Origin of the sequence: Streptomyces sp. TLI_55 (assembly GCF_900206255.1) — a bacterium.
In the GTDB taxonomy this organism is placed as follows: domain Bacteria; phylum Actinomycetota; class Actinomycetes; order Streptomycetales; family Streptomycetaceae; genus Streptomyces; species Streptomyces aquilus.
Genome location: NZ_OAOJ01000001.1, coordinates 1,460,957 through 1,482,571 on the forward strand (window position 1 = coordinate 1,460,957; position 21,615 = coordinate 1,482,571).

19 protein-coding genes, 1 rRNA gene and 1 riboswitch are annotated in these 21,615 nt (G+C 68.4%); of the genes, 4 read left to right on the forward strand and 16 right to left on the reverse strand.

Annotation, left to right across the window (positions count from 1 at the left end; translation table 11 throughout):
- Nucleotides 1–3: 3 nt before the first annotated feature.
- Genes kdpB through CRP56_RS48280 form a run of 4 tightly spaced genes read right to left on the reverse strand, consistent with a single transcriptional unit; the run spans nt 4 to nt 4,020 of the window.
- Nucleotides 4–2,118, reverse strand: a complete 2,115-nt coding sequence (gene kdpB / locus CRP56_RS06840) for a potassium-transporting ATPase subunit KdpB (RefSeq protein WP_097261298.1) — start codon at nt 2,116–2,118, stop codon at nt 4–6.
- Nucleotides 2,115–3,779: a potassium-transporting ATPase subunit KdpA gene (kdpA, locus tag CRP56_RS06845; protein ID WP_097261301.1), complete on the reverse strand. Its 1,665-nt coding sequence runs from the start codon at nt 3,777–3,779 to the stop codon at nt 2,115–2,117. The genes kdpB and kdpA overlap by 4 nt, the downstream gene beginning before the upstream one ends.
- 32 nt (nt 3,780–3,811) lie before the next feature.
- Complete coding sequence (gene kdpF, locus CRP56_RS06850) at nt 3,812–3,901, reverse strand: K(+)-transporting ATPase subunit F (protein ID WP_016434100.1); 90 nt, start codon at nt 3,899–3,901, stop codon at nt 3,812–3,814.
- Nucleotides 3,898–4,020 (reverse strand): hypothetical protein, encoded by a 123-nt coding sequence (locus CRP56_RS48280; protein WP_257040060.1) that lies wholly within the window; start codon nt 4,018–4,020, stop codon nt 3,898–3,900. Before CRP56_RS48280 ends, kdpF begins: the two co-directional genes overlap by 4 nt.
- Nucleotides 4,021–4,388: 368 nt before the next feature.
- Between CRP56_RS48280 and CRP56_RS06855 the strand changes: the two genes are divergently transcribed.
- The 3 genes from CRP56_RS06855 to CRP56_RS06865 all read left to right on the forward strand — a co-directional run bounded on the left by CRP56_RS06855 (nt 4,389) and on the right by CRP56_RS06865 (nt 7,394).
- Nucleotides 4,389–6,356 carry an APC family permease gene (locus CRP56_RS06855; RefSeq protein WP_097261303.1) on the forward strand — a complete coding sequence of 656 codons (1,968 nt, stop codon included), beginning with the start codon at nt 4,389–4,391 and terminating at the stop codon, nt 6,354–6,356.
- A gap of 153 nt (nt 6,357–6,509) precedes the next feature.
- Nucleotides 6,510–6,905, forward strand: a complete 396-nt coding sequence (locus tag CRP56_RS06860) for a TOBE domain-containing protein (RefSeq protein WP_097261305.1) — start codon at nt 6,510–6,512, stop codon at nt 6,903–6,905.
- Nucleotides 6,906–6,965: 60 nt separating this feature from the next.
- On the forward strand, nt 6,966–7,394 hold the full coding sequence (locus CRP56_RS06865; RefSeq protein WP_097261307.1) for a TOBE domain-containing protein: 429 nt from the start codon (nt 6,966–6,968) through the stop codon (nt 7,392–7,394).
- A gap of 72 nt (nt 7,395–7,466) precedes the next feature.
- On the opposite strand, the gene gcvP is transcribed toward CRP56_RS06865, so the two are convergent.
- Complete coding sequence (gcvP, locus tag CRP56_RS06870; protein WP_097261309.1) at nt 7,467–10,352, reverse strand: aminomethyl-transferring glycine dehydrogenase; 2,886 nt, start codon at nt 10,350–10,352, stop codon at nt 7,467–7,469.
- Nucleotides 10,353–10,527: 175 nt separating this feature from the next.
- A riboswitch (glycine riboswitch) is annotated at nt 10,528–10,624 on the reverse strand.
- Nucleotides 10,625–10,755: 131 nt separating this feature from the next.
- Here gcvP and CRP56_RS06875 point away from each other — a divergent pair.
- Complete coding sequence (locus CRP56_RS06875; protein ID WP_097261312.1) at nt 10,756–11,133, forward strand: PRC-barrel domain-containing protein; 378 nt, start codon at nt 10,756–10,758, stop codon at nt 11,131–11,133.
- 113 nt (nt 11,134–11,246) lie between these two features.
- Here CRP56_RS06875 and CRP56_RS06880 read toward each other — a convergent pair whose 3' ends face one another.
- The 11 genes from CRP56_RS06880 to rrf all read right to left on the reverse strand — a co-directional run bounded on the left by CRP56_RS06880 (nt 11,247) and on the right by rrf (nt 21,536).
- Nucleotides 11,247–12,632: a DNA polymerase IV gene (locus CRP56_RS06880; RefSeq protein WP_097261314.1), complete on the reverse strand. Its 1,386-nt coding sequence runs from the start codon at nt 12,630–12,632 to the stop codon at nt 11,247–11,249.
- Between the two features lie 58 nt (nt 12,633–12,690).
- On the reverse strand, nt 12,691–13,380 hold the full coding sequence (locus CRP56_RS06885; RefSeq protein ID WP_179850963.1) for a MerR family transcriptional regulator: 690 nt from the start codon (nt 13,378–13,380) through the stop codon (nt 12,691–12,693).
- 259 nt (nt 13,381–13,639) lie between these two features.
- On the reverse strand, nt 13,640–14,113 hold the full coding sequence (locus CRP56_RS06890) for a bifunctional nuclease family protein (RefSeq protein ID WP_004002801.1): 474 nt from the start codon (nt 14,111–14,113) through the stop codon (nt 13,640–13,642).
- A gap of 77 nt (nt 14,114–14,190) precedes the next feature.
- Nucleotides 14,191–14,928 carry a transcriptional regulator FtsR gene (ftsR, locus tag CRP56_RS06895; protein ID WP_079310597.1) on the reverse strand — a complete coding sequence of 246 codons (738 nt, stop codon included), beginning with the start codon at nt 14,926–14,928 and terminating at the stop codon, nt 14,191–14,193.
- Nucleotides 14,929–14,946: 18 nt separating this feature from the next.
- Nucleotides 14,947–15,837: an FHA domain-containing protein gene (locus CRP56_RS06900; protein ID WP_097261319.1), complete on the reverse strand. Its 891-nt coding sequence runs from the start codon at nt 15,835–15,837 to the stop codon at nt 14,947–14,949.
- 61 nt (nt 15,838–15,898) lie between these two features.
- Nucleotides 15,899–16,753, reverse strand: a complete 855-nt coding sequence (locus CRP56_RS06905) for a DUF881 domain-containing protein (RefSeq protein WP_097261321.1) — start codon at nt 16,751–16,753, stop codon at nt 15,899–15,901.
- Between the two features lie 5 nt (nt 16,754–16,758).
- On the reverse strand, nt 16,759–17,091 hold the full coding sequence (locus tag CRP56_RS06910) for a small basic family protein (RefSeq protein WP_003988855.1): 333 nt from the start codon (nt 17,089–17,091) through the stop codon (nt 16,759–16,761).
- Entirely contained in the window at nt 17,088–17,924 is an 837-nt protein-coding gene (locus CRP56_RS06915; protein ID WP_257040069.1) for a DUF881 domain-containing protein, read from the reverse strand. The genes CRP56_RS06910 and CRP56_RS06915 overlap by 4 nt, the downstream gene beginning before the upstream one ends.
- 167 nt (nt 17,925–18,091) lie before the next feature.
- On the reverse strand, nt 18,092–20,587 hold the full coding sequence (locus CRP56_RS06920) for a mannose-1-phosphate guanyltransferase (protein ID WP_097261325.1): 2,496 nt from the start codon (nt 20,585–20,587) through the stop codon (nt 18,092–18,094).
- Between the two features lie 115 nt (nt 20,588–20,702).
- Nucleotides 20,703–21,311 carry a CDP-alcohol phosphatidyltransferase family protein gene (locus tag CRP56_RS06925; protein ID WP_097261327.1) on the reverse strand — a complete coding sequence of 203 codons (609 nt, stop codon included), beginning with the start codon at nt 21,309–21,311 and terminating at the stop codon, nt 20,703–20,705.
- A gap of 108 nt (nt 21,312–21,419) precedes the next feature.
- Nucleotides 21,420–21,536: ribosomal RNA gene (gene rrf / locus CRP56_RS06930) — 5S ribosomal RNA — on the reverse strand.
- Nucleotides 21,537–21,615 lie beyond the last annotated feature (79 nt).

Consider the following 21,615-nt stretch of genomic DNA (forward strand, 5'->3'; position numbering starts at 1 on the left):
CGGTCAACCGATTCCGGGGATCAGGGAGATGAGCAGGTCGATGAGCTTGATGCCGATGAACGGGGCGACCAGGCCGCCCAGCCCGTAGACGGTGAGATTCCGCCGCAGCAGCTTGTCCGCGCTCACCGGCCGGTACTGCACGCCCTTGAGGGACAGGGGCACCAGCGCGATGATGATCAGCGCGTTGAAGATGACGGCCGACAGGATCGCGGAGTCCGGCGAGGACAGCCCCATGATGTTGAGCTTGTCCAGGCCCGGGTAGACGGCCGCGAACAGCGCCGGGATGATCGCGAAGTACTTCGCGACGTCGTTGGCGATCGAGAACGTGGTCAACGCGCCCCGGGTGATCAGCAGTTGTTTGCCGATCTCGACGATCTCGATGAGCTTGGTCGGATTGGAGTCGAGGTCGACCATGTTGCCGGCCTCCTTGGCGGCCGACGTACCGGTGTTCATCGCGACACCGACGTCCGCCTGGGCCAGCGCGGGCGCGTCGTTCGTACCGTCCCCGGTCATCGCGACGAGCTTGCCGCCGGCCTGCTCCCGCTTGATGAGCGCCATCTTGTCCTCGGGAGTCGCCTCCGCGAGGAAGTCGTCGACGCCGGCCTCCTCGGCGATCGCCTTGGCGGTCAGCGGGTTGTCACCCGTGATCATGACGGTCTTGATGCCCATGCGGCGCAGTTCCTCGAACCGCTCGCGCATGCCGTCCTTGACGACGTCCTTGAGGTGGATGACACCCAATACCCGCGCACCTTCGGCGTCTTCGACGGCCACGAGCAGCGGGGTGCCGCCGGCTTCCGAGATCCGGTCGGTCAACTCCCGGGCGTCCGCGGCGACATCCCCGCCCTGCTCGGCCACCCAGGCGATCACCGACCCGGCCGCGCCCTTGCGGATCCTGCGCCCGTCGACGTCGACACCGGACATCCGGGTCTGCGCGGTGAACGCGATCCACTCGGCCCCGGCGAGCTCCCCCTGCTGCCGCTCGCGCAGCCCGTACTTCTCCTTCGCCAGTACGACGACGGAGCGGCCCTCGGGCGTCTCGTCGGCCAGCGACGACAGCTGCGCCGCGTCGGCCACCTCGGCCTCGATCGCCCCGCGCACCGGCACGAACTCGGCGGCCTGGCGGTTGCCCAGGGTGATGGTGCCGGTCTTGTCGAGCAGCAGCGTGGAGACGTCACCGGCGGCCTCGACCGCACGGCCCGACATGGCGAGGACGTTCCGCTGGACCAGCCGGTCCATGCCGGCGATGCCGATCGCCGACAGCAGCGCACCGATGGTCGTCGGAATGAGGCAGACCAGCAGCGCGACCAGCACGACCATCGTCAGATGCGTGCCCGCGTAGTCGGCGAGCGGCGGCAGCGTGGCCACGGCCAGCAGGAAGACGATCGTCAGCGACGCCAGCAGGATGTTGAGGGCGATCTCGTTCGGCGTCTTCTGCCGGGCCGCGCCCTCGACCAGGTTGATCATCCGGTCGATGAAGGTCTCGCCGGGCTTCGTCGTGATCTTGATGACGATCCGGTCGGAGAGCACCTTCGTACCGCCGGTGACGGCCGAACGGTCGCCGCCCGACTCCCGGATGACCGGGGCGGATTCACCGGTGATGGCCGACTCGTCGACGGACGCGACACCCTCGACGACGTCACCGTCGCCGGGGATGATGTCGCCGGCCTCACAGACGACCAGGTCACCGATCCTCAACTCGGTACCGGCGACCACGCTCCCGTCGGCCTTGCGCGCCACGGTGTCGGTCTTGGCCTTGCGCAGGGTGTCGGCCTGCGCCTTGCCACGGCCCTCGGCGACGGCCTCCGCCAGGTTGGCGAAGATCACCGTGAGCCACAGCCAGGCGCTGATGGTCCAGCCGAACCAGTCGCCGGGGTCCCTGAAGGAGAACACCGTGGTCAGCACGGACCCGATCCACACCACGAACATCACGGGGGACTTGACCATCACCCGCGGGTCGAGCTTGCGGAAGGCGTCCGGCAGCGACTTGAGCAGCTGCTTGGGGTCGAAGAGGCCCGCTCCGACACGGCCCTCGGGGGCCTTGTGTCCCGTGGGCGCGTCCGGGTGGGGCGCGAGGGTGGGTGTGGACATGGAGTCCTGCTTCTTTACGTCGGTGGTCATGACGCCAGCCCCTCGGCCAGCGGTCCCAGCGCCAGGGCGGGGAAGTAGGTCAGACCGGTGATGATGAGGATCGCGCCCACCAACAAGCCCACGAACAGCGGCTTGTTGGTGCGCAGGGTGCCCGCGGTCTCCGGGACGGGCCGCTGCTCGGCGAGCGAGCCGGCCAGCGCCAGCACGAACACCATCGGCAGGAAGCGGCCCAGCAGCATGGCGAGGCCGAGCGTCGAGTTGAACCACTGCGTGTCCGCGTTCAGCCCGGCGAAGGCCGAGCCGTTGTTGTTGGAGGCGGACGTGTAGGCGTACAGGATCTCGGAGAAGCCGTGCGCGCCGCTGTTCGTCATCGAGTTGCCCGGGGTGGGCAGGGCCATCGCGGCCGCGGTGAAGATGAGCACCAGCGCAGGGGTGATGAGGATGTAGCAGGCGGCCAGCTTGATCTCGCGGGCGCCGATCTTCTTGCCGAGGTACTCGGGCGTACGGCCGACCATCAGACCGGCGATGAACACCGCGATGACCGCCATGACCAGCATGCCGTAGAGGCCGGAGCCGGTGCCGCCGGGCGCGATCTCGCCCAGCATCATGCCGAGCAGGGTGATGCCGCCGCCGAGGCCGGTGAAGGAGGAGTGGAAGGAGTCCACGGCACCGGTCGAGGTGAGGGTGGTCGCGGTCGCGAAGATCGACGAGCCGCCGACCCCGAAGCGGACCTCCTTGCCCTCGTACGCCCCGCCGGCGATGTCGAACGCCGGTCCGTGGTGGGCGAATTCGGTCCACATCATCAGCGCGGTGAAACCGATCCAGATGGTGGCCATCGTCGCGAGGATCGCGTAGCCCTGCTTGACCGAGCCGACCATGATGCCGAAGGTGCGGGTCAGGGCGAACGGGATGACGAGGATCAGGAAGATCTCGAAGAGGTTGGTGAAGGGCGTGGGATTCTCGAACGGATGGGCGGAGTTGGCGTTGAAGTAGCCGCCGCCGTTGGTGCCGAGCTCCTTGATGGCCTCCTGCGAAGCGACGGCACCGCCGTTCCACTGCTGAGAACCCCCCATGAACTGCCCGACCTCGTGGATGCCGGAGAAGTTCTGGATCGCGCCGCACGCAACGAGCACGATCGCCGCGACGAAAGCACCGGGCAGCAGAATGCGGGTGACACCGCGCACCATGTCCGACCAGAAGTTGCCCAGCTCACCGGTCCGCGACCGAGCGAACCCGCGCACCAGCGCCACCGCGACGGCTGTGCCGACGGCTGCGGAGACGAAGTTCTGCACGGCCAGACCGGCGGTTTGCGCGACGTGGCCCATGGCCTGTTCGCCGTAGTACGACTGCCAGTTGGTGTTGGTCACGAAGGACACGGCGGTGTTGAACGCCTGGTCCGGGTCGATGGAGGCGAACCCGAGCGAGCCGGGCAGCACGCCCTGCGCGCGCTGGAGCAGGTACAGAAAGAGCACACCGACCACGGAGAAGGCGAGGACGCCCCGCAGATACGCGGTCCAGCGCATCTGCATGTCGGGGTCGGCACCGATGCTCCGGTAGATCCACTTCTCGACGCGCCAGTGCTTGTCGGTGGAGTAGACCCCGGCCATGTAGGTGCCGAGGGGGATGTAGGCGAGAGCCAGCGCGCCGATCAGGGCGAGCAGTTGGAGGACGCCTGCGAGGACGGGACCCATGTCGCCCGCTGCGGCAGCAGCCGATGTCACGGTCAGAACCTCTCCGGGAAGATCAGGGCGAGGACGAGATAGCCCAGCAGGGCGACGGCCACGACGAGGCCGACGATGTTCTCGGCGGTCACAGCTTCGTCACCCCCTTGGCGACGAGAGCCACCAGCGCGAAGCACGCGATCGTGACGACGACGAAGGCCAGATCGGCCATCGTGAGCTCCTGGAGTGAGGTTCGTTCGAACAGGGACACTCCGAGCAAACATCCGCACCGCCCGGGATCCCCCGCCGTTGACACCTCCCATACGGCCCACGGCACACCCTTGACGCCTCCCTGACGCCCACAGGTCCCCCAAGCCCCAGCGTGACGCTGGGTGTCCACCCTCTCCCCACCCCGCCGCCCCGCCCCCCGGACAGCGCAACGGGCGGCCACCCACCCCACACGCTCCATCGTTGACGCGCGGCAAGGGCCCGCACCCCCAGTCTTAACGGACTTTTGACGCCCTCGACCCCCTGATCCGTGGGCCCATGCGTCACTCTCCGCTTACGCTGAACCCGCCGTCCGTGTGATGGCCGGAACCGTACGGAACCGCACTCCGAGCCGCACATCAGGAGCCCCCGATGGCCACCACCGAACACCCCCCTCCCAGTCGCCTGCGCGCCTGGATGCTGGAGGGCCTGTCCGACATGGCCAAGAGCCAGGACCAAGGCCAGGGGCAGCCGGCGGAGCAGAAGCCGTCCAAGCTGGAGCCCGAGGGTCAGCCCTGGTACCGGGTCATGTGCCTCACCGGCGTCGACTACTTCTCCACCCTCGGCTACCAGCCGGGCATCGCGGCCCTCGCGGCCGGCCTCCTCTCCCCCATCGCGACGATCGTGCTGGTGATCGTCACCCTCGCGGGCGCTCTGCCGGTGTACCGCCGTGTCGCCGAGGAGAGCCCCCACGGCCAGGGCTCGATCGCGATGCTGGAGCGCCTGCTCACCTTCTGGAAGGGCAAGCTCTTCGTCCTGACCCTGCTCGGCTTCGCCGCGACGGACTTCCTGATCACCATCACCCTGTCCGCCGCGGACGCCTCGACCCACCTGGTCGAGAACCCGCACCTCAACAGCGCCCTGCACGACAAGCAGATGCTGATCACCCTGATCCTGGTGGCGCTGCTCGGCGCGGTGTTCCTCAAGGGCTTCCTGGAGGCCATCGGCGTAGCGGTCTTCCTGGTGGGCGTCTACCTGGCCCTCAACGTCGTGGTCGTCATCGTCGGCCTGTGGCACGTCGCCACGGCCGGCCATGTGGTCACCGACTGGTCCAGCGCCCTGACCGCCGAGCACGGCAACGTCTTCGTGATGATCGGCGTGGCCCTGGTCGTCTTCCCGAAGCTCGCCCTCGGCCTCTCCGGCTTCGAGACGGGCGTCGCGGTCATGCCGCACGTCAAGGGCGACCCGGGCGAGACGGAGGAGAACCCGGCGGGCCGCATCAGGGACACGAAGAAGCTCCTGACCACGGCCGCGCTCATCATGAGCTGCTTCCTGATCGCGACCAGCTTCATCACCACCCTCCTGATCCCGGAGAAGGAGTTCGAGTCGGGCGGCCAGGCCAACGGCCGCGCCCTCGCCTTCCTCTCGCACAAGTATCTGGGCGGCGCCTTCGGCACGGTCTACGACGTCTCGACCATCGCCATCCTGTGGTTCGCCGGCGCCTCCGCGATGGCGGGCCTGCTCAACCTGATGCCCCGCTACCTCCCCCGCTACGGCATGGCCCCGCACTGGGCCCGCGCCGTACGCCCCATGGTGATCGTCTTCACCCTGATCGCCTTCCTGGTCACCTGGATCTTCGACGCCGACGTGGACGCCCAGGGCGGCGCCTATGCCACCGGCGTCCTCGTCCTGATCAGCTCGGCGGCGATCGCCGTGACGATCGCGGCGCGCAAGGCGGGCCAGCGCAACTGGACGATCGGTTTCGCGGTCATCTCCGCGGTGTTCCTCTACACGACGGTCGTCAACGTCATCGAGCGCCCGGACGGCGTCAAGATCGGCGCCTGCTTCATCGCCGGCATCATCCTGGTCTCGCTGCTCTCCCGGCTGGCCCGCGCCTTCGAGCTCCGCGTCACCAGCGTGAGCCTCGACCCCATGGCGGAACGATTCATCAGGGACATGGCCAGCCGCAAGATCCGCTTCATCGCCAACGAGCCCGACAACCGGGACAAGGCCGAGTACCGCGACAAGATCGAGCAGATCCGCGAGGACAACGACATCCCCGGCCAGGAGGACTTCGTCTTCGTCGAGGTGACGGTCACCGACCCCTCGGAGTTCGAGGCCGGCCTGACGGTCCGCGGCGAGGTCCTGCACGGCCGCTACCGCGTGCTGACCCTGGAGTCGTCCTCCATCCCCAACGCCCTGGCCGCCCTGCTCCTCCACGTCCGCGACACGACGAAGTGCACCCCGCACATCTACTTCGAGTGGACCGAGGGCAGCCCCTTCGCCAACTTCCTCCGCTTCTTCCTCTTCGGCCAGGGCGAGGTGGCCCCGGTGACCCGAGAGGTCCTACGAGAGGCAGAACCAGACCGAGCCCGCCGCCCTAGGGTCCACACAGGCTGACCTCTGCACCCGCCGACGGCGCCAAGCCCCCACAGGGGCCACCCGCGCCCGACAACGAAACCCGCACAGGCGGTGCGGTTGGGAACCCCAAACCCAGCCGAAGGCCGGGTGCCCCACCACGACCCCGCACCCGCCGCCCCCTATCGTGACCGCATGCAGTCCTACACGATCGGCCAGGCCGCCCGCCTGCTCGGCGTAAGCCCCGACACCGCCCGCCGCTGGGCGGACGCCGGCCGCGTCACGACCCACCGCGACGACAGCGGCCGCCGCCTCATCGAGGGCCGCGACCTCGCCGCGTTCTCCGTAGAGCTGGCCAAGGGCACCGCACCCGACGACGAGCCGTCGTACACCTCGGTCCGCAACGCCTTCCCCGGCATCGTCACCGCCATCAAACTCGGCGACGTGGCAGCCCAGGTGGAGATCCAGGCCGGCCCGCACCGCCTCGTCTCCCTCCTCACCCGCGAGGCCGTCGAGGAACTCGGCCTGGAGGTAGGCATGGAGGCCACGGCCCGCGTGAAGTCGACGAACGTCCACATCGACCGGGCGTAGAAAAGCCACGACCCTACACATACCCGGCGCAACCCACCCAGAGCCCTACGGTTGATGCCCATGACCCTGAGCATCCGCAACCAACTCCCCGGCACCGTCACCGCCATCACCTCCGGCGAGGTCATGGCCACCGTGGGAATCCGCCTCACCGGCGGTCAGAACCTCACCGCGGCCATCACCAAGGAAGCAGTAACCGCCCTCGGCCTCGCCCCGGACTCCCCCGTCCGCGCCCTGGTGAAGTCGACGGAGGTGGCCCTCGCCACCAGCCCGGTGGAGGCCCTCTCCGGCCTCTCCATCCGCAACCAGCTCCCCGGCACGGTCACCACCATCGCCACCGGCGCCGCGATGGCCTCCGTGAAGATCGCGTTCGACGACATCGAACTCACCGCGGCCATCACCAAGGAGGCCGCCACGGACCTCGGCCTCGCGCCCGGCACCCCGGTCGTGGCCCTGATCAAGTCGACCGAGGTCTCCCTTTCCACAGCGTGACGCCACCGACGTAACCCCGAAAAACGAGAGGACCCCGCCGAAGCGGGGCCCTCTCACAAGGCACAGTCGGCCTCAGTCCTCGTAAGCGTCCAGCGGCGGGCAAGAGCACACCAGGTTCCGGTCCCCGAACGCCTGGTCGATCCGCCGCACCGGCGGCCAGTACTTGTCGGCGACCACGACCCCGCTCGGGAACACGGCCTCCTCACGGCTGTACGCGTGCTCCCACTCGCCACCGAGCGCCGCGGCGGTGTGCGGAGCGTTCCGCAGCGGGTTGTCCTCCGCGGGCCACTCCCCGGACCCGACCTTCTCGATCTCCGCGCGAATGGCGATCATCGCGTCGCAGAACCGATCCAGCTCGACGAGGTCCTCGGACTCGGTCGGCTCGATCATCAGCGTGCCGGCCACCGGGAACGACATGGTCGGCGCGTGGAACCCGTAGTCGATGAGCCGCTTGGCGACATCGTCCACGCTGACACCCGTCGCCTTGGTCAGCGGCCGCAGATCGATGATGCACTCGTGCGCGACCAGCCCACCGGGCCCGGTGTAGAGCACGGGGTAGTGCGGCTCAAGCCGCTTGGCGATGTAGTTGGCGCTCAGCACGGCCACCTGCGTGGCCCGCTTCAGCCCTTCCCCGCCCATGAGCCGCACATAGGCCCAGGAGATCGGCAGAATCCCCGCCGAGCCCCACGGGGCGGCGGAAATCGGCCCGACACCCGTCTCGGGCCCGGCCGCGGGCTGCAGCGGGTGGTTCGGCAGATACGGCGCGAGGTGCGCCCGCACACCGACCGGCCCGACGCCCGGACCGCCACCACCGTGCGGGATGCAGAAGGTCTTGTGCAGGTTCAGGTGCGAGACGTCGCCGCCGAAGTGCCCCGGCTTGGCAAGCCCGACCAGCGCGTTGAGGTTGGCGCCGTCGACGTACACCTGCCCGCCGGCCTCGTGCACCTGAGCACAGATGTCGGCGACATGCTCCTCGAACACCCCGTGCGTCGAGGGGTACGTGATCATCAGCACCGCGAGCTCGTCCCGGTGCTGCTCGATCTTCGCCCGCAGATCCTCGACGTCGATCTCACCGTCCTCGGCGGTCTTGACGACGACGACCTTCATCCCGGCCATGACAGCGCTGGCGGCGTTGGTCCCGTGCGCGGAGGACGGAATCAGACAGACCGTCCGCTGCTCATCGCCATTGGCCCGGTGATACCCGCGTACGGCGAGCAGCCCGGCCAACTCACCCTGCGACCCGGCGTTGGGCTGCAGCGACACCTTGTCGTACCCGGTGACCTCGGCGAGCCGCTCCTCCAGCTCCCGGATGAGCGTCAGATAGCCCTGCGCCTGCTCGGCGGGCGCGAAGGGGTGCAGCTGCCCGAACTCCAGCCAGGTGACCGGCTCCATCTCGGTGGTGGCGTTGAGCTTCATGGTGCACGAGCCCAACGGGATCATGCCGCGGTCGAGCGCGTAGTCCCGGTCGGCGAGCCGGCGCAGATAGCGCAGCATGGCGGTCTCGGACCGGTACTGGTGGAAGACGGGGTGGGTCAGGAACTCGTCGTCGCGCACCAGCGCCGCCGGCAGCGCGTCCTCGGCCGCCGCGTCCAGCGCCTCGACGTCCCCCTCGACCCCGAACGCGGCCCATACGGCGCCGAGTTGGGCCCGGTTGGTGGTCTCGTCGCAGGCGATGGAGAGGTGGTCGGCGTCGACGAGCCGCAGGTTGACCCCGTTCGCCTCGGCGGCGGCGACGACCTCACCGGCCTTGCCGGGCACCCGCACGGTCAGGGTGTCGAAGTAGGCACCGTGCACGACCTCGACCCCGCCGGCGGCAAGCCCCGCGGCGAGGACACGGGCGTACCGATGGGTCCGCCGGGCGATGCCCTTCAGTCCCTCCGGGCCGTGGTAGACGGCGTACATCCCCGCCATCACGGCGAGCAGCACCTGAGCGGTACAGATGTTGCTGGTGGCCTTCTCCCGCCGGATGTGCTGCTCACGGGTCTGCAGGGCGAGCCGGTAGGCCTTGTTCCCGTCCGCGTCCACGGACACGCCCACGAGCCGCCCGGGCAGGCTGCGCGCGAACTTCTCGTGCACCGCCATGTAACCGGCGTGCGGGCCGCCGAAGCCCATCGGCACACCGAACCGCTGCGTGGTCCCGACGGCGATGTCGGCCCCGAGTTCCCCGGGCGACTTCAGCAGCGTCAGCGCGAGCAGATCGGCGGCGACGGTCACGAGGGCACCGAGCTCGTGCGCCTGGTCGACGACCGCCTTGATGTCGCGTACGGCACCGGAGGCGCCCGGGTACTGGATCAGCACGCCGTTGATCTCACGCGCGGCGATGTCGGCGGGGATCCCGTCGCTGAGGTCGGCGACGACGACCTCGACGCCGGTCGGCTCGGCCCGCGTCTGGATGACGGCGACGGTCTGCGGCAGCGCGTCCGCGTCGACGAGGAACAGACCCTTCTTGTTCTTGCCCATGCGCCGGGACAGCGCCAGCGCCTCGGCGGCGGCCGTGCCCTCGTCGAGCAGCGAGGCACCGGAGGTCGGCAGCCCGGTGAGCTCGGCAACCATGGTCTGGAAGTTGAGGAGGGCCTCGAGCCGCCCCTGGGAGATCTCGGGCTGGTAGGGCGTGTACGCCGTGTACCAGGCGGGGTTCTCCATGACGTTGCGCAGGATGACGGGCGGGGTGAAGGTCCCGTAGTAGCCGAGCCCGATCATGGACCCGAGCACCTGGTTCTGATCAGCGAGCGACCGGAGCTCGGCAAGCACCTCGGCCTCGGTCCGCGCGCCCGGCAGATCAAGGGCGTCGGCGTTCTTGATCACATCCGGCACCGCGGCGGCGGTGAGCTCGTCCAGCGAGCCGTAGCCGACCTGCGCGAGCATCTTGGCCCGGGCCTCGTGGTCGGGGCCGATGTGACGCTGCTCGAAGGGGATCCCCTGCTCGAGTTCGGTGAGCGGAGTGCGGTGGGCGGTCATTGCGGAGGCCTCCTGGTCTGACGCGACCTTCGAGGGACACCACGGCTGCGGGTCCCGGCGGCCTCCCCCTCTGTCATCTCAACCTGAGAGCTTCACCGGGACACCCGAGGGTGCCCGGCTTTCACCGTCGGTGAGAGCGGAAGCCGTCGACACCCGCTCTGCTTTCCAGAGTGACCTCGTCCGTGCGGTACGTGGGCCTGAGAGATTCCGGGGAGGATTTGCTCCTTCGGCGCCCCCGGATGTTCTCCGGAGGACTCTCCCGCACAGGGTCAACAGCCGCTTGCCAGCCTACCAGCGCACAAAAAGTCGATCCCTTGAGGAGTCCTCGAGTGGCCACTGGCCCTAATGTGCTCTTTTGTAGTGCTTACGGATGAGTTGCGAGTGGCGACCTAGTGGAGGGCCCGTGCAGACCGACATCGATCCGCGCAACCTGATCGGCCGCAAGGCGTTCGACCGCAACGGCACCAAGATCGGCACGATCGACGAGGTCTACCTCGACGACGCGACCGGAGTGCCTGAGTGGGCGGCCATACGCACCGGCCTGTTCTCCCGGGACGCCTTCGTCCCCCTGGAGCCCAGCGAACTGATCGAGGGCAGTCTTCAGGTCCCCTTCGACCGCTCCCTGATCAAGGACGCCCCCGACTTCGGCGTCGGCCGCCACCTCTCCCCCGACCAGGAACTCCAGCTGTACCACCACTACGGCCTGGACGTGTCCGCACCACCCCCACTCCCGGACAGGGACTTCGGCAAACTGGCAGGCACGGAAGAGGCAGACGCCTGACACGGACGGCGAGACCCGGTCACGTCTGACGCAGGCGGCGAGAGCCGACAACCGTCCCGCAGCCGACGGCGATACCGCCCCACAGGGGCCACCCGCACCCGACAACGAAACTGTCACGGGTGGTGCGGGTGGGAAACCAAATCCGGGCGAAGGCCGGCTGCCCCACCCTCCACCGGCACCAACGGCAAGGGCTCAGCCACAGCCAACGCCGCATCATCCACCCGAAACGTCCGCACCCGCCCCGGCCCGGAATCCGGCGTCTCGAACCGCACAGTCACCCGCCCCAGCCCACTCCCCTGCACCCACCCATGCCCGAACTCGGCATGCACCACGTCATGCCCCGCAGCAAACCGCCGCTCGGCAGGCACCTCCACCCGCTCGGCATCCACCTCCCCGGCGTCCTCCTCGGCAACCTCCCCGAGATCCCCCGCGGCCTGCGCGAACAGATCCTCCTGCGTGTAATCGGCCAGCCCGGAGACCCCCACCCCCAGCAACCGCACACCCCCCGTCGTGTCCACGGACTCCAGCAACCGAGCCGCGGCCTCCCGCACGACGGCCACGTCATCGGTGGGCCCCCGCAAGGTCTCGGACCGGGTCAGCGTGGAGAAGTCGTACCGCCGCACCTTCAGCACGATCGTCCGTCCCGACAGCCCGGCCCCCCGCAGCCGCCGCACGCACCGATCGGCCAGCCGCTGCACCTCCATCGCCACCCGCATCCGGTCGTGGATGTCCACGTCGTAGGTGTCCTCGACCGACACCGACTTGGTCTCCCGCTCCGCCACCACGGGCCGCTCGTCATGCGCCAACGCCATGGCGTACAGCCCATGCCCGTGCGCCTTCCCGAGCAGCCGTACGAGCTCGTCCTCGCCCGCCTCGACGATCTCGTCGACCGTGTGGATGCCGGCCCGCCGCAGATGGTCGCCCGTCGCCGGCCCCACCCCCGGCAGAATCCGCACGGACATCGGCCCGAGCATCTCCCGCTCGCTCCCCGGGTCGATCACCACCAGACCGTCGGGCTTGGCCTGCTCGGACGCGATCTTCGCGAGCATCTTGGACGCCGCGAGCCCCACCGACCCCGTGAGCCCGGTGACCGCGCGTATGTCGGCGCGCAGCTTCTCCCCCGCGAGCCGCGCCGAGGCCTCGTCCCAGGCCGCTCCCCCGGCTTCCAGGTCCACGAACGCCTCGTCGAGGCTCAACGGCTCCACCAACGGCGACAGCGCCCGCAGCAGCCCCATCACCTGCTCGCTGATCGCCCGGTAGAACCCGAAGCGCGGCACGAGATACGCGGCGTTGGGCGCGAGCCGCCGCGCCTGGGCCATCGGCATCGCGGAATGCACCCCGAAAACCCGGGCCTCGTACGACGCGGTCGCCACCACACCACGCGGCCCCAGCCCGCCCACGACGACGGCTTTCCCGCGCAGACTCGGCTTGGACGCCTGCTCCGCGGAGGCGAAGAAGGCATCCATGTCGAGATGCAGGATCGTGGGCGCGGTTCTCACATGTCCGATGCTGCCCTACGCCACTGACAATGCCCTCGGTAATCCCTCGGGCAAAGCCTCAAACGGCCCGATTGCCCCGCCGCCGCGCCAGCTCGTCGGCGGGGTTGTGCCCCACCAGCGTCTCCCCGGTGTCGATCCGCTCCCCGTGCAGCTGGGACAGCGCGCTCTCGACGTCCCGCCACACCACGCCGACGGCGATCCCGAAGATGCCCTGTCCGCCCTGGAGCAGCGCGTGGACCTCGTCGGGCGAGGTGCACTCGTAGACCGTGGCGCCGTCGCTCATCAGCGTCATGCGCTCCAGGTCCCGGAAACCGCTCTCCCGCAGGTGCTGCACGGCGGTGCGGATGTTCTGGAGGGACACCCCGGTGTCGAGGAACCGCTTGACGACCTTCAGGACGACGACGTCCCGGAAGCTGTACAGGCGCTGCGTCCCCGACCCGTAGGCGGGCCGCACGCTCGGTTCGACGAGCCCGGTGCGCGCCCAGTAGTCGAGTTGCCGATAGGTGATGCCGGCGGCCGCACAGGCCGTCGGACCGCGGTAGCCGATCTGTTCGGACGCCATGGACGTCGCCCCTCCGCCACTGCTCGGCACGGCCGCCGGTCGCTGCGGAGCGTGATCGGCCGCGTTGCTCTGCTGGGGGTCCCCCCAACTCGAACGCAGTTGAGAGCTTGGGGGAGGGTACGGACCGCTTGCCCCGAGACTCCGTCCGGGGGCACCCCCAGCCGTACCGTCGCCGCTGCTTCTCACGCCGACCTCCGTCCTTGACCTGCCTTCTCGACGGTAGGCAGTCACCCGGGGTGCGTCAACGATCGCCACACTCGGCACGCCGAGTGATAATCACCCTAGGAGTGGTTTCCCGTACCCCACCGCGGGGAAAGGCTAGCCGAATGCGCTCGGGGCGGGCCGTAGGACGCTCTCACACGCCGGTGGCAAATGCCAGCATTTCCGTGGTGACCGGACACAGCCGACCCGTCACGGACGGCGAGTCCGCCGGGCCGGCCCCGTCTCACTGGCTGCTGGTGCCGAAGTCCTCTGGCGAGATCTGGTCGAGGAACTCGCGGAACTTCTCCACCTCGTCCTCCTGCTCGTCCGGGATCGCGATCCCGGCGTCGTCGAGCACACCGTCGCTGCCGTAGATCGGCGTTCCGGTGCGCAGGGCCAGCGCTATGGCATCGGACGGCCGGGCGCTCACCTCCACGCCGCTCGCGAAGACCAGTTCCGCATAGAAGACGCCCTCACGCAGGTCCGTGATGCGCACTTCGGTGAGCTCCTGGCCGACGGCCTCCAGCACGTCCTTGAACAGGTCGTGGGTCAGCGGTCGTGCGGGGGCCATGCCCTGCTGGGCGAAGGCGATCGCCGTCGCCTCCCCCGGCCCGATCCAGATGGGGAGGTAGCGGTCGCCTCCCACTTCACGCAGGAGCACGATCGGTTGGTTGGAGGGCATTTCGACCCGGACACCTACGACATCGAGCTCGTTCACACAGCAACCCTAGGCCGTGCCCGGGACGTTTGGGTAGTCGGGCCGGAAACGGGGGCCCGATCCGGCGTCCGCGCCCTTCAGGGCAGGCGTACGCCCAGGGCGGTCTGCACCAGGGCGGCGTGCAGTTTCACCGTGAGCCCCGCCAGTTCCTTCGTACGGGCCTCTGCGTGCGCCCGGGTCTGCGGATTGCGGTGCCGCTTCAGCGGCGCCACCACCTGGTCCACCAGGCCCGCCTCACGGTCGGCGGCGGCCTTCATCGCGCGCAGATGCCGCGGCTCGATCCCGAAGCGCCCCAGTTCGAGGACGAGCGCCGCCACGGTGACCGCCTCGGCGTCGTACGCCCCGTCCGGCAGCGGGGCGATGAGTCCGTACGACTCCCACTCCTCGAGCTCCTGCTCGCCGATCTCGGCGGCGGCCAGCAGCTCGGACCGGCCGATCCGCGCGGCCGTGGGAGCCTCCCAGGGCTCCTGAAGCGTTTCTCCGTCCCGCTGGCGCCCCACCACGGGCAGCGCCACGGCTTCCCCGCGCTCCATGGCGTCCAGATGCTCCCGGATCACCTTGAGCGGCAGATAGTGGTCCCGCTGCATCCTCAGCACATGCCCGAGACGCTCGACGTCGCCCGCGCTGAACTTGCGGTACCCCGAAGGGGTCCGCTGCGGCTCGATGAGCCCCTCGGACTCCAGGAAGCGGATCTTGGAGATGGTGACTTCGGGGAACTCGTCGCGCAGCACATTGAGCACCGTGCCGATGCTCATCAGCCCACTGTCCGCGGCGGCGGTACCGTGACCGGCACCGCCGCTCGGTGTTTGAAGCATGGACCTTCCCTGACGGGGTCAGTAGCCCCGCTGGCTCGCGTAGAAGACCAGCCGGTACTTGCCGATCTGTACCTCGTCCCCGTTGTGCAGCGGCACCGTGTCGATCCGCTCGCGGTTCACGTACGTGCCGTTGAGGCTGCCGACGTCGCTCACGGTGAACGACCCGTCCTGCTGGCGACGGAACTCCACATGCCGACGCGACACCGTCACGTCGTCGAGGAAGATGTCGCTCTGCGGATGGCGCCCCGCCGTGGTCAGATCGCCGTCCAGCAGGAAGCGGCTGCCCGAGTTCGGTCCGCGACGCACGACCAGGAGCGCGGAACCCAGAGGCAGCGCGTCCACGGCCGCCTGCGCCTCCGGGGAGAGCGTCGGCAGCTGCGTCTGACCGGTCACCTCGGCGTCGTAGGCCTCGAGACCGGAGATGGAGATGGTGGAGGTCGTCTCGGACGGACGCTCGGGCGTACCGCGCAGCGGCGCACCGCAGTTGGAGCAGAAGCGGCTGTTCTCCGCGTTGCGGTTACCGCACCTCGTACACACCAGGGCCGACATGGAAAACTCTCCACCCGTACTCGAGGTTGACGGTTGCCCGAAACCTATGCCGCCGGACTGCGCAGGGTCAACAGACGGCGCGCCCTGACCTCCCGGAACGCCGCCCACCTGGTCCCGGAACAGGGGGCGCTGGCCCTCCGCGTCTGGCTGTGCGCGATGACGAGCGGTGGCGTTCGCATTGTCGCTACCCTCTCGCGCGCTCTTGCCGAACAACTTCGCAAACAACTTCACGGGCGATTCCCCTTGACCGAAACAGACCCGCCCGTGGGGCAGGACGAACCCTGATTGCATACACCGGCCGACCCGGACATCCTGACAACGTCCGTATCCATCAGACAGTTTCCACCACGCACCACCCAATCGGTGCGCCGACCCCCCGCAACCTCATGCCCTGGCCGGACGTCCCTCATGCACCCCCGGTTCACCGGGAGGACGACCGAGCGTAGTCAGGCTGCTTCGCGGCTCGCAAGGCGTCCACGACGATCTTGGTGGATCGCTCGACGGCGACGGTGGCCTGCTCCTTCTCCAGAGTCTGCACCACGCCTCCAGGAATGTTGAGCGCCGGTTCCAGGTCCTGCGGCTTGCCGATGACCTTGAAACGATAGGGCGCGTTGATCTTGTTCCCGTCGACACTCACGCTGTTGCCGGAATCGGTCAGATACGTGCCGGCGACCACTCGCACGCCGTTCACCTGGATCGCCTCGGCACCGGCCGCACGCAGCTCCTGGATCGCGTCGAGCAGCATGTCCGCCTCGACCGTCCCCTTCGTGTCGTCGATGGTCATCGTGATCCCCGGCCCCTGCGCGGCCACCGTGCCCGCGAGGATGCCGAGTTGCCGCTCCTTCTCCAGCGTCTGCTTGCGGGCCTCCTCCGCCTGGTCCGAGCTGTTCTCCAGCTCGTCACGCTGCTTCTCCAGGCCCGCCTTCTCGTCTTCAAGACGCTGAGTACGGTCATCCAGTTCATCGAGGATGCGAACAAGATCTTCCTGACGGGCACCGCGCAGCGCGCTGTCGCCGTCGCTGTTCGACGCCACCTGTACGGCCAGCCCGAACCCGAGGCCGAACAGCAGCACAGCGACGATCAGTTGGGCACGCGTGACACGCGGCGGCCACAGCCCCTGGACGAGCCGCTGCCGTCCGGTCACCCCAGGCTGCTCGTCCTTCGCGTCCTTCTCGCTCTTCTCGGCCGACGCGGCCGCCTCCGGAGCTGTCGCGGGCGTCTCCTCCGGCAGTTCCTTGCGCAGCCTGTTCTCCGGCGTACCGTCCTGCTCGCTCATCGGCCTCACGCCCGGAAGACGTGCCGGCGGATCGCCGCGGCGTTCGAGAAGATGCGGATGCCGAGGACGACGACCACACCGGTCGACAGCTGAGCACCCACGCCCAACTTGTCGCCCAGGAACACGATCAGCGCGGCGACGACCACATTGGACAGGAACGACACCACGAAGACCTTGTCGTCGAAGATGCCGTCGAGCATGGCCCGCAGACCACCGAAGACGGCGTCGAGCGCCGCCACGACGGCGATCGGCAGATAAGGCTCGACGACCGCCGGAACCTCAGGCCGGACCAACAGGCCGGCCACGACTCCCACGACGAGGCCCAGTACGGCGATCACGATGTGCCCTTCTCAGTTCTCGGCTGTGCTGTACGTACGATCACACTCGTTGCTGCAGGCAGCCGGAGATCCCCCTCCACGGAGATGCTCGTCCGGATGCCGTAGTTCTCCTGCAGGGCGTTCAGATACAGCCCGTCGGCGCTGTTCTGGAACCTGGAGCTCAGCCGCTGCCCGTCCCCCACCGCGAGCACCGTGTACGGCGGCACCAGCGGCCTGTTGTCGACCAGTATCGCGTCACCCGCGGCCCTGATCGCGGACAGCGCCGTCAGCCGCTGTCCGTTGATGGAGACCGCCTCTGCGCCCGACTCCCACAGCCCGTTGACCACGCGCTGCATGTCCCGGTCCCGGACCCGGCCGGTGTCGGAGAACCCGGAGGTCTCACGCGGGTCGCCGTCGCCTCCGGTGGTGGCTTCCTTGGCGTCGTCCACGACCAGCTTCACACCAGGCCCGTGCACGGCCGTGGCGCCTGCCAGAATGCCGACCAGGTCCGCCTGCCCGCTGCCGCCGCTGTCCCTGAGCGCCGCGCGCTGCATGGCGCTCACGTCATCGCGCAGGCCGTCGACCGTGCCCTCCAGCTTGTCGGCCGCATCCGTCTCCTGGTCGATGCGGTCGATCAGCTCCTCGCGCTCCTTGGCGACGACGGGAGCCGCGACGCGCGCCTGAGCCGCTCCGACGGTCACGACAAGCGCCGCCAGCACCAGGCCGGCGGCAAGCCCCAGCTTCGCCCGCAGCGTCTTGGGAAGACCCCCCTCGCCGGCAGCCTTCTTCCGGGCGGCCGCCTCGGCATAGCCGTCGTCGAGACTGTGGTCCATGACGTTGGTGAGCAGCGACATAGACGCGTCCGGACGCGAGGGTCGCGTGGGTGTGCTCCGAACGGGGGGCTGCTGCGGCATGCCGCACATCGTCGCATGTCGCGGCCAGTACCTCCGAACGGCCCCACCGGCGTGCCGGACAGGCCCCCTTGGGGACACTTGTCCGGCACGCACGCGTGCTGCCGATATCAGCGCCCGGCGCTGTCCACGACCGCCGCCCACTCGTCCAGCAGCGCCTGGGCAGAGGCGTCGTCGGGCCCTTCCGCCCACAGATGGGTGACCGCCTCGGCGGGATCGGGCAGCACCATGACCCACCGCCCGTCGGTCTCCACGACCCGCACTCCGTCTGTCGTGTCGACAAAGCGATCCCCGGCCGCCTCCACGACCCGGCGCATCACGAGCCCCTTGACCGCCCAGGGGGTGGCCAGGTCCCGCTTGAGCACATGCGCCCGCGGAATCCGCGCGTCGATCTGGCTGAGCGTGAGCTGCGTCCGCGCGACAAGCCCGATGAGCCGTACGAAGGCCGCCGTACCGTCGAAGACACTGCTGAACTCGGGCACGATGAACGCGCCCTTGCCGTCACCACCGAAGATGGTCGAGTCATCACGCCCGACCCGCGTCAGGTCGTCGGGCGACGTGGTCGTCCACTCCACCTGCGTCCCGTGGTACGCCGCCACCTGCTCGGCGATCCGCGTGGTGGTCACCGGCAGCGCCACCCGCCCACTGCGCCGCTCCGCGGCCACCAGGTCGAGCATGACCAGCAGCGCCCGGTCGTCCTCGATGATGCGCCCCTTCTCGTCGACCAGCGACAGCCGCTCGCCGACCGGGTCGAACCGCACACCGAACGCGGCCCGCGACGACGCCACGATCTCCCCGAGCCGCACCAGCCCCGACCGCCGCACATCGGCGGTCTCCGTGGGCCGCGACTCGTCGAGCCCAGGGTTGACGGTCAACGAGTCCACCCCGAGCTTCCCGAGCAGACTGGGCAGCACAAGCCCGGCACTGCCGTTCGAGGCGTCGACGACGACCTTCAGTCCCGACTCGGCGATCCCCGTCGTGTCGACGTTCCGCAGCAAGGACCCGGTGTATGAGTCGAACACGCTGGCGGGGAAGTGCAGATCCCCGATCTCACCCGGGAACGCACGCCGGTACTCCTGCCGCGCGAACACCCGGTCCAGCTTCCGCTGACTGCCCTGCGACAGGTCGGCTCCGCGCCCGTCGAAGAACATGATGTCCACGGAATCCGGCACCCCGGGCGTCGTCCGAATCATGATCCCGCCCGCACTGCCCCGCGCGGTCTGCTGCCGGGCGACGGGCAGCGGTACGTTCTCCAGATCTCGTACGTCGATGGCGCTGGCCTGCAACGCGGAGATGACCGCCCGCTTCAGCGCCCGCGCACCACGCGAGTGGTCGCGGGCCGTGGTGACCGTCGACCCCTTCTTCAGCGTCGTCGCATAAGCGCCGGCGAGACGCACGGCCAGCTCGGGAGTGATCTCCACGTTCAGAATCCCCGACACCCCACGGGCACCGAAGAGATGCGCCTGCCCTCGGGACTCCCAGATCACCGAGGTGTTGACGAAGGCACCGGCCTCGATGGTCTTGAACGGATAGACCCGCACATTGCCCTGAACGATCGATTCTTCACCGATGAGGCACTCGTCGCCGATGACCGCGCCGTCCTCGATCCGGGCCGCCCGCATGATGTCGGTGTTCTTCCCGACGACACAGCCCCGCAGATTGCTGTGCTGCCCGACATAGACGTTGTCGTGCACCACGGCCTTGTGCAGGAACGCCCCGCTCTTCACGACGACGTTGGAGCCCACGACGGTGTGCTCACGGATCTCCACGCCGGCCTCGACCTTGGCGTAGTCCCCGATGTAGAGAGGGCCCCGCAGTACGGCGTCCGGATGCACTTCCGCACCCTCGGCGACCCACACCCCGGGAGAGAGTTCGAAGCCGTCGATCTCGACGTCGACCTTGCCCTCCAGGACGTCGGCCTGGGCCTTCACATAGCTCTCGTGGGTACCGACGTCCTCCCAGTAGCCTTCGGCGACAAAGCCGTAGATCGGCTTGCCTTCCTTCATCAGCTGCGGGAAGACGTCACCGGACCAGTCGACGGGCACATCGGCCTCGACATAGTCGAAGACCTCGGGCTCCATCACATAGATGCCGGTGTTCACCGTGTCGGAGAAGACCTGCCCCCAGGTCGGCTTCTCCAGGAAGCGCTCGACCTTTCCTTCTTCGTCGACGATGGTGATACCGAATTCCAGCGGATTGGGTACGCGCGTCAGACAGACGGTGACCAGCGCGCCCTTCTCCTTGTGGAAATTGATCAGCTCGGTGAGGTCGAAGTCCGTCAGGGCATCGCCGGAGATGACGAGGAAGGCATCGTCCTTCAACGCCTCTTCGGCGTTCTTGACGCTTCCGGCGGTACCGAGTGGCTTCTCCTCATTGGCATAGGAGAGCTCCATTCCGAGCTCTTCGCCGTCACCGAAGTAGTTCTTGACCAGTGAGGCCAGGAACTGGACAGTAACGACGGTCTCGTTGAGCCCATGCCTTTTGAGCAGCCTCAGAACGTGCTCCATGATCGGGCGGTTGGCCACGGGCAGGAGCGGCTTGGGCATGCTCGAGGTCATGGGGCGAAGGCGCGTGCCTTCGCCTCCGGCCATCACGACGGCCTTCATGTCGGAAGCGTCCTCCTCCAAGAGACGACGGTCTAGCCGACTTCACCCGTCCAGATTGTCCCGCACTTTTCCAGCGCGGGCCATCGCACCACTAAGACTGCGCCAATCGGCGAGTTCAATCGGCCATGGCGTCCGCACGAACCAGGCGGCGGACTTGTACCACGTAGAGGACTCCTGCCCACCAATACAGGGTTGTACCCCATCCTGCGAACGCCCATCCGAAAATAGCAGCGAGTGACCGCAGCCAGCCAGTTCCGTCACTGAGCAGCAGCAGGGGGAAGGCATACATCAGGTTGAACGTGGCGGCCTTGCCAAGGAAGTTCACCTGAGGCGGCGGATAGCCGTGGCGCCTGAGGATACCCACCATCACCAGCAGAACCAGCTCACGCGCGAGCAGTACAGCGGTCAACCAAATCGGCAGAATCTCGCGCCATGTCAGCCCGACCAAAGTCGAGAGAATGTAGAGCCGGTCTGCGGCGGGATCCAGTAGCCGGCCGAGGCTGCTGATCTGGTTCCAGCGCCGGGCGAGCTTGCCGTCCAGGTAGTCACTGACGCCACTGAAGGCCAGCACCAGAAGCGCCCAACCATCACTCTGGGGGCCTCCGAACTCGGGCCTGAGGATCAACCACAGGAAGAGGGGCACACCAACGAGCCGCGCCATGCTGAGGATGTTGGGGATGGTGAGGACTCGATCCGTCTGGACGCGAGTCTCCTGGACCTCCACCCGGGGGCCTCCTGTGGGAAACGTGCCAACGATGCCCCCTGACCTTACCTCAACACAAAAAAGCTCCGGCTCTTGGGCATATGCCCAAGAGCCGGAGCTGTAAAAGGAGTTCGGCGGCGTCCTACTCTCCCACAGGGTCCCCCCTGCAGTACCATCGGCGCTGTAAGGCTTAGCTTCCGGGTTCGGAATGTAACCGGGCGTTTCCCTCACGCTATGACCACCGAAACACTATGAAACTGTCAAACAATGCCACACCATGCCGTGACCAGGCATGGGGCTGTTCGTGGTTTCAGAACCAACACAG

Excerpts from the sequence above, each read along its gene's own strand:
- CRP56_RS06905 (WP_097261321.1), bottom strand. The coding sequence starts at position 16,753 with ATGAGCGAGCAGGACGGTACGCCGGAGAACAGGCTGCGCAAGGAACTG.
- CRP56_RS06915 (WP_257040069.1), bottom strand. The coding sequence starts at position 17,924 with ATGTCGCTGCTCACCAACGTCATGGACCACAGTCTCGACGACGGCTAT.
- CRP56_RS06860 (WP_097261305.1), top strand. The coding sequence starts at position 6,510 with ATGCAGTCCTACACGATCGGCCAGGCCGCCCGCCTGCTCGGCGTAAGC.
- CRP56_RS06855 (WP_097261303.1), top strand. The coding sequence starts at position 4,389 with ATGGCCACCACCGAACACCCCCCTCCCAGTCGCCTGCGCGCCTGGATG.
- kdpA (WP_097261301.1), bottom strand. The coding sequence starts at position 3,779 with ATGGGTCCCGTCCTCGCAGGCGTCCTCCAACTGCTCGCCCTGATCGGC.
- CRP56_RS06865 (WP_097261307.1), top strand. The coding sequence starts at position 6,966 with ATGACCCTGAGCATCCGCAACCAACTCCCCGGCACCGTCACCGCCATC.
- ftsR (WP_079310597.1), bottom strand. The coding sequence starts at position 14,928 with ATGCTTCAAACACCGAGCGGCGGTGCCGGTCACGGTACCGCCGCCGCG.
- CRP56_RS06920 (WP_097261325.1), bottom strand. The coding sequence starts at position 20,587 with ATGAAGGCCGTCGTGATGGCCGGAGGCGAAGGCACGCGCCTTCGCCCC.
- kdpB (WP_097261298.1), bottom strand. The coding sequence starts at position 2,118 with ATGACCACCGACGTAAAGAAGCAGGACTCCATGTCCACACCCACCCTC.
- gcvP (WP_097261309.1), bottom strand. The coding sequence starts at position 10,352 with ATGACCGCCCACCGCACTCCGCTCACCGAACTCGAGCAGGGGATCCCC.